The following is a 12,402-nucleotide window of genomic DNA, read 5'->3' on the forward strand; positions in this document are numbered from 1 at the left end:
GTAAGACCCGATGTCGCTCAAGCACTTTATCCAAATCACCAAACCGGGGATCATTTTCGGTAACGTGCTTTCTGTGGCGGGCGGTTTTTTCCTGGCCTCCAAGGGACATGTCGATCTGGCCATCTTCCTGGCCGCGATGATCGGCACGTCCCTGGTGGTAGCTTCCGGTTGCGTGTTCAACAACTGCATCGACCGCGACATCGACCTGAAGATGGAGCGCACCAAGAACCGCGTGCTGGTTCAGGGCCTGATCTCCCTGAAAGTGGCACTGGTCTACGCGACCCTCCTGGGTGTCGCCGGCGTTGCGTTGTTGTACAAGGTGGCCAATCCGCTGGCGGCGCTGTTTGCCGTGATCGGCTTTGTCATCTACGTCGGCTTCTACAGCCTGTACCTCAAGCGCAAGTCGGTGCACGGCACGCTGGTGGGCAGCCTGTCCGGGGCGATGCCGCCGGTGATCGGTTACGTGGCCGTGAGCAACAGCTTCGACATGGCCGCGCTGACCCTGCTGGTGATGTTCAGCCTGTGGCAGATGCCGCATTCCTACGCCATCGCGATCTTCCGCTTCAACGATTACCTGGCCGCATCGATTCCGGTGCTGCCAGTGAAGCGCGGCATCCTGGTGGCCAAGAAGCACATCCTGCTCTACATCCTGGCGTTCCTGGTGGCGACCCTGATGCTGACCTTCAGCGGGTATGCCGGCATGAGCTACCTGGCCGTCGCGGCCGCGATGGGCATGTACTGGCTGTACATGGCCTGGACCGGCTACAAGGCGGTGGACGACACCGTCTGGGCCCGTAAGCTGTTCGTGTTCTCGATCTTCACCATCACCGCGCTGAGCGTGATGATGTCCCTGGATTTCAAGGTACCGAGCGAACTGCTGCTGACCTACGCGCCATAAGCTGCAAAGGCTATGAAAAAGCCCCGCCTTCGACAGAAGCGCGGGGCTTTTTATTGAGTGTCAGTCAGTGGGCTGTTTAAATATTCAAATGACTCTATTCATGCAGGAAGCAGAAAGATGAAGAAAAAAGCTGTTGTCGTATTCAGTGGCGGGCAGGACTCGACGACCTGTCTGATCCACGCATTGCCGCTCTATGATGAAGTGCACTGTATTACCTTTGATTACGGCCAGCGCCACCGCGCAGAAATAGACGTGGCGCAGCAGCTCGCGAAGCAGCTGGGGGCGACAGTCCACAAAGTGCTGGATGCTTCGTTGCTCAATGAGTTGGCGATCAGCAGTCTCACTCGAGACAATATTCCGGTGCCGACGGTGAACAGTTCAGGTGAAAGCCTGCCTAGCACTTTCGTGCCGGGAAGAAACATTCTGTTTCTGACCCTGGCCTCTATCTATGCCTACCAGGTACAGGCTGAAACGGTCATTACCGGGGTGTGTGAAACGGACTTCTCGGGTTATCCCGATTGCCGTGACGAGTTTGTAAAGGCCTTGAACAAGGCCGTCGAGTTGGGCATGGAATACCGCCTGCGTCTTGATACGCCACTGATGTGGCTGAACAAGTCGGAGACGTGGGCGCTGGCGGATCATCACAATCAGTTGAGCCTGATCCGCGAGCAGACCCTGACGTGCTACAACGGCGTGCTTGGCAGCGGTTGTGCCAATTGCGATGCGTGCAACCTTCGTGCAAGAGGGCTGAATGATTACCTGGGGAACAAGACAGAAGTCATGAATAGCTTGAGAAGCAAGATGAATCTGCAATGACGGCTTGACCGACAGCACGTCAATGGATTTCAACACTGCATCCACACCTGCCGGATGAGTGTTGAATCCATCAGCTTGAGATAAAGAGTGGTTGCACTACTTTGTCTGGCTGTCCGTCATGTATCTCTTGAACAGTGACCTGGCTCCATAGGCAGGCAAGATGTTGAAGAAGGCAAAGCACACCTTGATTGCGATCTGCACATAAATCATGTTCAGGATGTCGTTGTTTTGCATCGAGCCATAAAAGGCGATGTAGCAAAACACAAAGCTGTCGATAATGACCGCGAACAGCGTACTCAAGAATATCCGCAGGAACAGGAACCTGGAGTTCGTCAGCTCTTTTATCTTGCACAGCAAGTACGAGTTGATGTTCTCGGAAACCAGGAAAGAGACAGAGGACGCCACCAGGACAGATGACACATGAATGATCACGTCGTTGTACGGGGTGTCGAGCTTCCAGCCTGGCAGGCCGGGGAGAAAGGTCGAGCCATAGAGCAGGATGATAATCATGGCGTTGCTGGCGAAGGCAAAGAAGATCGCTTTTCTTGCCAGCCGCAGTCCGAAGTTTTCGTTCAACAGGTCAACGATCAGGAATGTCAGGGGATAAAGGAAGGTGCCCGGAGTGATAATGATGCCAAGTGATTCAAGATAAATGGGCTTGGTGGCGGCAATGCTGGTGAAGATATAGAAGGTAAAGAGCAGCAGATTAAGGATGATATAAATCATCCATGAGCTTTCGTGGCGGTCATTCAGATCGTATGCGGTCAGCGCTCCTCCTTGGGAGTAGAACTTCTTGTAGATGTTTTTAACTTCCATTTTGTTCAGGTTTTCCATTATTTCGCTGTTAAGCACTTCGCTCAGTTTGATCTTTATGACTTTGCCCGTAGCGATGATCATGATCACCGCCAGGCTCTTGTTGTTTTCAAAGCCCAGAAGTTTATATTTGCTGTTCTCGAGTTCGCCTTCATAAGCTGCCATTGAATCGCTCCTCGATGATGTCACCCACCACAAGTACTCGGTCTGAGTCGGAGCATGGCTCATTGATGATGAACAGCTTTCTTGCCTGTCTGTCGTAGACCAGTTTTTCCTTGTCGTCGCTCGACACTCCCTTTTGAATGATCAAGAGGTCGCCGGCCTCGTACATTCCCTTGATCTCATTCTCCAGCAGCACCGCTATCAAGTTGTAGGAGGCGCCGAAGTAATAGGTCAGTGGGTGAAGGATGGCCAGTTCGCCAATCCGCTTGTCCATGTTGATCATCAACAGGCTTTCCTTGAGGATCGGAACCGCCGCCGGGTTCATGTTTCCTTGTGGGGAAATACTGCTGTCGATGATTTCCTTCTCTTCAAAATCGACGGTTTCTATTTCTTCGTAGGAGACACCGAAGAAATCAGAGATTTTGCGAATGGTGGATTGCTGTACGTTGCTGACCTTGCCTTCCAGAATGTTGTAGATGGTCGTCCTGGTCAGGCCGCTGGCATTGCATAAAGACAGTTGCGTCTCGCCGCGACTTTTTATCAGGTATTTGATATTGCTCTTCAAATACTCTGTTCTTTCTCTTCTGTGCATCAAATGCTCACCATTTCCTTATAGTCGCCACGCTTAGGGGCTTTCATAGCGTGCGTGGCGTGCATGACATTCAACTGCTCGACGCCAGGGGGTGAGAACAGTCGGATTGATGCGGCAAGAGCTTGTCGGCTTTGTGGTCTGTACCAACTCGCTAGTGCTCCTTTAGCCAGCCTGCATCCATCCTGGAATATTTCGCTGTCGGTATCGGGCGCGCCCGGAATCCTTGGGAGGGTTCGGACCGGGGGCACCGCGGGGGGCAAGTGTTGCATGTCCCTGTCATGACAATAAAGCCCCGAAATGCGCGGTGCCATCGCCTGGATGGGCGAACATCCAGCAGCAACGCAAACCTGCTGTCCCTTCCCGCTCCTCGGAAAAGAAGCATTTAATTTGGAAAGTGTTTAATTTTTTGATTAATTAGCTGCCCACGAACGTTAAACCAGGAAGCGTGCTGTCGTTCGTAGCACGCAAATGACAAGGAAGGAACACCGAACGATGGCAGCTTATACAGAACCACTGAGGGACCAGGCCGACCTGTTGCGACGTGGTTTGGCGGATTTGCGCGCTGAAGACGCCGAACTGGCCGGGATCCTGGACGCTGAAGTCACGCGTCAACACCGCACACTGTCCCTGGTTTCATCCTCCTGCGCGGCCAACCCTCGCATCCTGGCGGCGTCTGCCTCGGCACTGGTCAACGTCACAGCCGAGGGCACGCCAGGCAAGCGTCATCAGGTTGGCTGCGAGAACGTCGACCTGGTCGAGTCGCTGGCGATTCGCCGGGCGCGGGAGTTGTTCGGGGCGCAATATGCCAGCGTCCAGTCACACTCCGCCTCGAACGCCAACTACCAAGTGCTGGCTGCCCTGCTCGAGCCGGGGGACACCATTCTCGGAATGGCCCTCGATCATGGCGGGCACCTGACCCACGGCAGCCCTGTCGCATTCACCGGCGCCCACTACAAGGCAATCCGCTACGGTACTACCTCGCAGGGCGTGATCGATTACGCAGAGGTACGCCAACTGGCGCTCGCCCATCGTCCGCGCATCATCATCTGCGGTGCGACCGCCTATTCCCGGGTCGTGGACTTCCAACGCTTTCGCGCTATTGCCGACGAGGCCGGGGCCATCCTCCTGGCGGATATCTCCTATATCGCCGGGCTGGTCGCCACGGGGCGGCATCCGAGCCCGATCGACGTGGCGCATGTCACCACCGCGTGTACCCACAAGCAACTCGCGGGGCCTCGTGGCGGCCTCATTCTTTCCGGCCGGGACGCCGACACCAAGGTTCCCGGCCTGAGGGCGAGCTTCAGTCGGGTCCTTGAGCAAGCGGTATTCCCCCGGATGCAAGGCGCGCCGGCGGTCAACATGATCGCGGCCAAGGCCGCTGCGCTGGGCTACGCGATGTCCCCCGAGTTCGATGCCTACATGGGGCGGATTCGCAGCACAGCCGATGCAATGGCCAGCGCATTCATGGCGCAGGGCTACGAGGTCGTGGGCGGGGGGACGGAGAACCACACGGTTCTGCTCAGGTTGCGTGGGGGCATCAGCGGTTCGATTGCCGCCTCGGCACTGGAGCGATGCGGGATCATCGTGGGTAAAAACCGCGCACTGGGGGAAACCCGGTCCTCATTCGTCGCCAATGGCTTGTGTCTCGGCACCGGTTCCATCGCCCAACGCTACATCGATTCCCAAGGGTGTCGTGAAGTGGTCGATCTGGTGTGCCGGATACTGGACAAGGTCACGCCACTCAGCGAGCAGAAGTACAGCCTGGAGCCTGAGTTGCAAGAGCAGTTCCGACTCCAGACCGAGGCGTTGTGCGCGATGTATCCCATCGCCGATTACCGGGGCAACTGAGGGGGGCCCGGTCTTTCATTCGCAGGAGCCAGCCGCTGAGGGGCGCTGCGCTGTTGCGCGATCCGCCCTCTGCGCGAGCCAGCTCGCGGGTACGGGTTATTGCTGTTGTAGAGCGCTGTAGCCTTCGAACGCGGTCTGCTGCTGGATCGCGGTGACGATGTTCTTGCGGGTGGCTGGCTGTTCGTTGCCGTCCTTGTCGAAGAACACTTCGCTTTCCAGCTCAGCCTCGTCGCCTTCGCCGACAAAGGCGAAACCGAGGAATTCGAAGGCTTCACGGTCGACGTTGGCCTTGGAGCGCGGGCGGATCGGCAGGGTGACGCTGATGCCGTCCTTGCTGATGGCGAACACTTCCATTTCTTTCTTCGGCCGCGCCTTGCTTTTGCCGCCGCCTGGGCTGCTGATGGCCTGGTGGGTCTGGTTCAGCACTTTCAGCGCCAGGCCGTAGACCAGCTCCTGGAAGCTCGGGTCGTCCTTGTAGCTGGACAGGATGCGGCTGATCGGGAACTTGCTGCTCAGGTCTTCGAGGGCGGCGCTGTCGGCGGCCTCGGCGTCCTTGAGCTGCTTGAGCTGGCCCATGAGTTCATAGGCGCGGTCGTCGTCGAAGCGGTCGTGAGCCTGGCGGATCTCGGCGCGCAATTCGCGGATCTGGTCGCTTTCCTTGGTGGACTGGAAAGCATCGAGGACCATCTCGCTGATGGTCTTGGCCTGGGACACGTGCTGTGAAAGATTGATGGCGTTTTCGTATTCCGCTTTGGACGACAAGGCGTTTACGGATTCTTCTGTATTGGAATCGGACATTGATATTTCACTACTTCGTTTAACTGGAAATGAGGCTAGAAAAGCACCGGGCCTTTTCAGGGCGCCTAATTTATGGGACCGAGGCCCCATTGTCACGGACCAACGGACCGGTGCGAAAAGGCGTGGCTCTACTGACCCACGATCGACGGGAAAATTCCGGCCTCGATCATCCCTGGCGAGTGCTCGCCGGGCAACGCCCGACAGCTCATTTCCTTCAGCGTTGCGCCTGCTGGCGAAACTCGGCGAACGAGATCATGCGCTGGTGCGCCGGGTCCCACAGCTTGAGTCGCAGGCAGCGGTAGATATCCCGCGGGTGCAGCGAAGTGGTGATGGGCGATTGCAACGCCGGGATCGCCGCCATGGCTTCTGGCAGGCGGTAGAAGGGGATGCCCGAGTTGGCGTGATGCACATGGTGATAGCCGATATTGGCGGTGAACCAGGCCATCAGTGGGCCGGTGCGCATGTAGCTGGAGGAGAACACCGCGGTAGCGGCGTAGTCCCAGTCGGCGCGCTCGGGGTAACGCACGCCGGGGAAGTTGTGCTGGCAGTAGAACATGTAGGCGCCCAGCGCCGAGCCGGACAGGCTGGGGACCAATACCCCGTACAGCAGGATGTCCGGTGCCAGCAGTGCCAGGGCGACGGCGCTCGCCAGGTTCAGCGCCAGCGCCAGTAGCGACCAGAGCCGATGCCGCGGCTGGGTGATCAGCGACACCATGCAGATACTGAAAATGAAGATGCTGAATGACGCCAGCAGGATCATCAGCGGGTGCCGGGCGACACGATAACGCAAGCGCTTGAGGCGCCCGGCGCGGGCATATTCCTCGGTGGACAGCAGGGGAAAGGTGCCCAGGTCAGTGTGGGTGGACAGCAGCGGCAGGCGGTTTTGTTCCGCGCCGACGTACTGGCAGCTGTGGCCGTGGTGGTAGTCGTGGGACTGCTTCCACAGCGTCGGCGGGGCCATCAGCAGCAGGCCGAAGGTCTTGAAAAACACCTCGGCAAAACGCGAGCCCTTGAGGATCGCGCCGTGCATGTAGTCGTGGTACAGCACGAACATGCGCACCAGGGACAAGCCCAGCAGCACGCTGCACGCCAGGCGCAGCGGCCACCACAACGGCATGGCCACGGCCGCGCCGAACAGCCCGATCACCAGCAGCGTCGAGTAGAAATGCCACCAGCTCAGGCGGCGGTTTTCCACGGTAAAAGGCAGGGTCTGGCGAATCAGCTCCTTGCCATAACGCGCCAGTTGCTCGCGGTTCAGGCCATCGGTGGGCCAGGGAATGGCCCCCGGCAGGCGCTGCTCCTGGCCTGAACCAACGGGGCAATAAGGCGGGGCGGTCGAGGTGTCCAGCGTGCGCATGGGTGCTGCTCTCCTTAGCCGATAACCGCTTCGTTGGGGCGGTGCTGCATGAACAGCTGCGGCCGCCGGTCCTTCCATGGCCGTGCCTGTTCCAGCTGGCCGGCCAGGCGGAACAGCAGGCTTTCCTCGCCAAAGGCGGCGCTGAGCATCAGGCCGATCGGCAGGCCCTCGGCGTTCCAGTGCAGCGGCAGGGAAATCGCCGGCTGCCCCGAGGCGTTGTGGATGGCGGTGAACGGGCTGTAGTCGATCAGCGGGCCGTAGGTGTTTTCCAGGTCGCTGGAATGGATATCCACCACCCCGTTGCGCAGCGGCGGCCGGGCCAGGGTCGGGGTCAGCCAGCAATCATAAGTCTGGTGGAAGCGCGCCATTTCCCGGCCGACCTGCTGCAGCACCAGCTCGGACATCTGGTACTCCACCGCGCTTACCCCGAGGCCGCGTTGATGCACGGCCTGGGTCAGGTTTTCCAGTTCGCCGGGCAGCGGGCCGCGTCCTAGTTGCAGGCTCATCAGTTCCACGGCGAAGGCGATTCCGGAAAACCACAGGGCGCTGAAGGCTTCGGCAAAACTTTGCAGGTCCAGCTGCGGCGCGGCTTCTTCCACATGGTGGCCGAGGGATTCGAGCAGGCGCGCGGTGCTTTCCACCGCTGCGATGCAGTCGGGGTGCAGCGGCCGCCCGGCCGGGTCGGTGCTGGAGAAGGCGATGCGCAGGCGCCCCGGTTCGCGGCCGAGCTGGTCGAGAAAACGCCCCTGCATGGGCGGCGCGCGGTACGGGTCGCCCGGCACCACGCCGTGAGTGGCGTCGAGCAGGGCGGCGCTGTCGCGCACGCTGCGGGTCAGTACATGTTCGTCCAGCAGGCCGCTGAGCAGTTCGCCGAAGTCCGGGGCCAGGGAGTTGCGCGCCCGGGTCGGCTTGAGGCCGACCAGACCGCAGCAGGAGGCGGGAATGCGGATCGAGCCGCCGCCGTCGTTGCCATGGGCCGCCGGGACCATGCCGGTGGCCACCGCGGCGGCCGCGCCACCACTGGAGCCGCCGGTGGAATACTCCAGGTTCCACGGGTTGCGCGCCGGGCCGTAGAAGGCGCCTTCGGTGGTGGGCAGAATGCCGAACTCCGGGGCGTTGGTCTTGCCGACGAACACCAGCCCGGCCTGGCGAAAACGCTTCACCAGCTCGCAGTCCTGGGGCATGACCCGTGCTTGCAGCATGCGCGAAGCCAGGGTCGAGGGCAGGTCCTGGCAGTCGCCGAGGATGTCCTTGAGCAGGAACGGCACGCCGTGCAGCGCGCCCGTCGGCACGGCCTTGTCCTGTTCGGCGGCCTGCGCCCGGGCCTTGTCGTAGGCTTTGTAGACCACGGCGTTGACCGCCGGGTTGAAGGCTTCGATGCGGCGTATGGCTTCCTCCAGCAGTTCGGAGGGGCGTACCTGTCTGGTTCTGACCAGATCGGCCAGGCCGACCGCGTCGAAGGTGGCGTATTCGCTAAAAGACATCCTGTTCTCCCGGTGCTGCGCACGCTGGTGGCGAAACCGGAACGCTCCCGTTCCGGCGTGGATTTCATGACATGGCCAGTTACACAAGCCCAGCTTGCGCAGGCCCGGATAGTCGGCTTCACCTCTTTGAAAAGGGCTGATGACTGCAAGGCTGTATGGCAAAAAGCCATGCATGCATCGAGCTGTGAGGCGAATATGCGCCGGGGGCGGAAATTGCGGGTATACGCCGTTCGGAGTATTAACTTCGAGTGCGCGCTCCCAGAGGATGATCAAGCGTAATGGATGCGCAAGGCCGCAGATTTCGGGCCTTGCGGGAGATGGCTAAGTACGGCTGCCTGGACACAAAATAATGACTACGAACGACCACGATAGCGACGTTCCGTATGCGAATTTTTCGGAATGTCTGCAGCTTCACGCCCATACGATCCCGGACCGATTGGCCTATCGTTTTCTGCACAACGGGCGAGACGAAGAAACCCTGATCACCTTCTTTGAACTGGACCGCGCAGCGCGAGCGGCGGCGGCCCGGTTGCAGGGGCATTGCCGGGTGGGGGACAGGGTGCTGATCCTGCTCAAGCCGGGCCTGGACTATGTGATCGCCTTCATGGGCTGTCTGTATGCCGGGCTGGTGGCGGTGCCGGCCTATCCGCCGGGGGCGACCAAGACCCTGGACCGGCTGGACGGCATCATCGATGACTGCCAGCCGACGGCGGCGCTGGCCAGTGGCGAGGATGTCCCGACCATCCAGGCCCGGCTGGGGCAGGCCGAAAGTCCGCGGGTGCTGGACATGGCGACTCTGGACCTGGCCCTGGCCAGCGAATGGCGGACGGTTCCTGTGACCCGGGACGATATCGCCTTTTTGCAATACACCTCCGGCTCCACCGGGATTCCCAAAGGAGTGGCGGTGACCCACGGCAACCTGATTCACAATTCGCGCAGCATCAGCCGCGGCTTTCTGACCCACAAGGACAGTCACCTGGTCAGCTGGCTGCCGCCGTATCACGACATGGGGCTGATCGGCGGCATCCTGCAATCCTTGTTCGTCGGCTTCGGCTCGACCCTGCTGGCGCCGATCCACTTCCTGCAACGGCCGCTGCGCTGGTTGCAGGCCATCAGCACCTACCGCGGCACCGTCAGCGGCGGGCCGAACTTCGCCTATGAATTGTGCCTGCGCAAGATCAAGGACGAAGAGCTGGCCGGCCTCGACCTGAGCAGTTGGGAGGTGGCCTTCAACGGCGCCGAACATGTGCGGGCGCAGACCATTGCCGCCTTCCATGAGCGTTTCGCCTGCGCCGGTTTTGCCAGCACCTCGGCCTTTCCCTGCTACGGGCTGGCCGAAGGTACGCTGATGGTCAGCGCCGGCGGTAGCAAGCGCGAGCCGGTGATTCGCCAGTTCCATGCCGGCTTGCTGGAGGACAATGTGGCGCGCCTGCACGACGACCAGGGCAGCGACGCCGAGTTGCGCCTGCGCACCCTGGTCAGCAGCGGCCGTGGCATTCCGGGGCAGGGCCCGTTCATCTGCGACCCGCACACCGAACAGCCGCTGGAGGACGGGCGGGTCGGCGAGATCTGCATCCTCGGCGACAGCGTCGCCAGCGGTTACTGGCAGCGCCCGGAGAGCACCGCCGCGGCCTTTCGCCCGGCCCCGCCGGCGCTGGGCTGGTCGCGCTACTTCCGCACCGGCGACCTGGGCTTCCTGCTCGATGGCGAGCTGTTCGTCACCGGGCGGCTCAAGGACCTGATCATCGTCAATGGCGTCAACCATCACCCCGGCGATATCGAGAACACCGTGCTGCGTACCCATGACAGCTTTCGCCCGGACGGCACCGCGGCCTTCAGCATCGAGACCGGCGACAGCGAGCAGGTGGTGATCGCCCAGGAAATCGAGCGGCGGGCCTTGCGCAGCCTCGACCTGCCGCAGCTGTTCAGCGACTTGAAGGCGCGGCTGTGGCAACAGCACCAATTGGCGCGGCCGGTGCTGTTGCTGGTGTTCGGCGGGTCGTTGCCGCGTACCTCCAGCGGCAAGATCAAGCGCCAGGAGTGCCGCAAGCAGTTCGCCCCCTGGCTGGCGGCACTCGAGGGCACGGCGCCGGCCGAAGCCCATCCGCTGGACAAGTCGGTGGTTGCGGTGGAGAGCAACGGCCGGGTATTGCGTGACATCACCGTCGACAGCCAGGTCGTGGAAGCATGACCAGTCTATCGATCGGCCCGGTGCATGCGCCCAAACCCGCGGCGTTGCTGTTCGCCCAGCCGGCCTTCTGCGAACCGCGGCTGGAACTGGCCAGCCGCCCGCGGTCGGTGCTGTCGTTGCCGCCCACCGACAGCCAGCAACGGTTGCAGCTGACCAGCGTGCTCAACTCCATCACCTCGGCGCGCAGCATCGCCGAGCTGACACAGCAGACCCAGCTGGCGCTGCCGCAGATCCTGCCGTGCGAGAACTTCGTGTTCGCCAGCGGCCGGGTCCGCGCGCACCGGGTGTTCTTTTCGCACCTGATTCATCCGGACAGCGTCTCCGATGACCTGATCAAGGCCATCGTCGGTCGCGACGGCATGATTCCGCCGCTGGGCATCGACCCCATCGAGCATTGCGGACGCCCCAAGTTCACCACCCTGGAGCGCCTGGGTAACTCGCAGGACCAGGTGTGGGCGAAGATCTTTCGCGAACACGGGATACGCAATCTGGGCTGGACCCTGCTGCCCGGATTGCACCGCAACACCTTCACCGGCTACTTCTTTCACAACATCTCGGCCACCGTGGCCCATGAAAGCAAAATGCGCATGATGGTCTTCGCCCCGTACCTGCACATCGCCCTGAACCGGGCGCTGGGCAGCAAGCTGTTGCGCCACAACCCGGGGCCGAACCATCAACTGTTGTCCATCCTGTCCAGCCGCGAAGCGGAGATTTCGCGCTGGGTGGCCCGAGGCAAGACCAACTGGGAGATTGGCCAGATCCTCGGCATCAGCGACAAGACCGTGAAAACCCATCTGCAGAACATCTTCTCCAAACTCCAGGCGTCGAGTCGGGCGCAGATCGCGGCGTTGTTCTGCGACGAGTGAGTGCTGCCTGTCTTTCATCCAGTAACCACCCCCTCAGTGCTGACGAGGCTCAGTGCTTCGGCGTCGCCTGTGCTTTTTGTAGGAGCGGCCGGTCGGTGTTCGATTGGCCGTGATGGTGTCTGTTTGGGCGCTGCATTTTTTGGATGGTGTACATATCTATGCCGGGGGAGGCTTCTGTAGGAGCGGCCGGTCGACGCTCGATTGCCCGCGATGGCTTCCGTGCAGGCGCTGCATTTTTTGGACGGTGTACATATCCATTCCTGTGGTAACGGCCACTTAGGGTTTCGCCCTTACGGCGAGTCCCTTTTTACAAACGCCTAAAAAGGAACCAAAAACGCTTGCCCCTGCGTACGGCCTTCGCTGCGCTCAGGTTCCCTCGCTCCGGCGTCCATCAGGGGGCATCGACTCCGGTCGGCTTCGCTTCGACCTCCATACGATGTCCTCGACTGCGTCGAGGGGCGCTGCGCGCCATCCCCCTGATGAACACCTCCACTCGGCCTCCCGATGGGGCGGGTAGATCAAAAGCAAAAGCCAGGCGCGACCTGCCGGTCGGCGCGTTTGTAGCCGCTGCCGAGCC

The 12,402-nt window shown here is 60.9% G+C and carries 10 protein-coding genes; 5 read left to right on the forward strand and 5 right to left on the reverse strand.

Going from position 1 to position 12,402, the window contains the following annotated elements:
• Positions 1–10: 10 nt before the first annotated feature.
• Together cyoE and queC are read left to right on the forward strand one after the other, a co-directional pair.
• A complete protein-coding gene (gene cyoE, locus J4D28_RS10025) occupies positions 11–898 on the forward strand; it encodes a heme o synthase (protein ID WP_007929705.1) in 888 nt (295 codons plus the stop codon).
• Positions 899–1,015: 117 nt separating this feature from the next.
• On the forward strand, positions 1,016–1,714 hold the full coding sequence (gene queC / locus J4D28_RS10030; RefSeq protein ID WP_009050697.1) for a 7-cyano-7-deazaguanine synthase QueC: 699 nt from the start codon (positions 1,016–1,018) through the stop codon (positions 1,712–1,714).
• A 96-nt stretch (positions 1,715–1,810) separates the two neighbouring features.
• Here the strand turns inward: queC and J4D28_RS10035 are convergent, their stop codons facing one another.
• Together J4D28_RS10035 and J4D28_RS10040 are read right to left on the reverse strand one after the other, a co-directional pair.
• Positions 1,811–2,692 carry a queuosine precursor transporter gene (locus J4D28_RS10035; RefSeq protein ID WP_009050696.1) on the reverse strand — a complete coding sequence of 294 codons (882 nt, stop codon included), beginning with the start codon at positions 2,690–2,692 and terminating at the stop codon, positions 1,811–1,813.
• Positions 2,679–3,281: a helix-turn-helix transcriptional regulator gene (locus J4D28_RS10040; RefSeq protein WP_009050695.1), complete on the reverse strand. Its 603-nt coding sequence runs from the start codon at positions 3,279–3,281 to the stop codon at positions 2,679–2,681. The genes J4D28_RS10035 and J4D28_RS10040 overlap by 14 nt, the downstream gene beginning before the upstream one ends.
• 492 nt (positions 3,282–3,773) lie before the next feature.
• Here J4D28_RS10040 and glyA point away from each other — a divergent pair, with 492 nt between their 5' ends.
• Complete coding sequence (gene glyA, locus J4D28_RS10045) at positions 3,774–5,129, forward strand: serine hydroxymethyltransferase (RefSeq protein WP_009050694.1); 1,356 nt, start codon at positions 3,774–3,776, stop codon at positions 5,127–5,129.
• A gap of 96 nt (positions 5,130–5,225) precedes the next feature.
• Here glyA and J4D28_RS10050 read toward each other — a convergent pair whose 3' ends face one another.
• The 3 genes from J4D28_RS10050 to J4D28_RS10060 all read right to left on the reverse strand — a co-directional run bounded on the left by J4D28_RS10050 (position 5,226) and on the right by J4D28_RS10060 (position 8,768).
• On the reverse strand, positions 5,226–5,927 hold the full coding sequence (locus J4D28_RS10050) for a hypothetical protein (protein ID WP_009050693.1): 702 nt from the start codon (positions 5,925–5,927) through the stop codon (positions 5,226–5,228).
• A 214-nt stretch (positions 5,928–6,141) separates the two neighbouring features.
• Positions 6,142–7,284, reverse strand: a complete 1,143-nt coding sequence (locus J4D28_RS10055) for a fatty acid desaturase (RefSeq protein ID WP_103331700.1) — start codon at positions 7,282–7,284, stop codon at positions 6,142–6,144.
• A 14-nt stretch (positions 7,285–7,298) separates the two neighbouring features.
• Entirely contained in the window at positions 7,299–8,768 is a 1,470-nt protein-coding gene (locus tag J4D28_RS10060) for an amidase (protein ID WP_041984275.1), read from the reverse strand.
• 349 nt (positions 8,769–9,117) lie between these two features.
• Here J4D28_RS10060 and J4D28_RS10065 point away from each other — a divergent pair, with 349 nt between their 5' ends.
• Together J4D28_RS10065 and J4D28_RS10070 are read left to right on the forward strand one after the other, a co-directional pair.
• A complete protein-coding gene (locus J4D28_RS10065; protein ID WP_103331699.1) occupies positions 9,118–10,959 on the forward strand; it encodes a fatty acyl-AMP ligase in 1,842 nt (613 codons plus the stop codon).
• Complete coding sequence (locus tag J4D28_RS10070; protein ID WP_007929724.1) at positions 10,956–11,825, forward strand: LuxR C-terminal-related transcriptional regulator; 870 nt, start codon at positions 10,956–10,958, stop codon at positions 11,823–11,825. Before J4D28_RS10065 ends, J4D28_RS10070 begins: the two co-directional genes overlap by 4 nt.
• Positions 11,826–12,402: the final 577 nt, after the last annotated feature.

Source organism: Pseudomonas sp. GW531-T4, from assembly GCF_017349615.1.
In the GTDB taxonomy this organism is placed as follows: Bacteria; Pseudomonadota; Gammaproteobacteria; order Pseudomonadales; family Pseudomonadaceae; genus Aquipseudomonas; species Aquipseudomonas chlororaphis_I.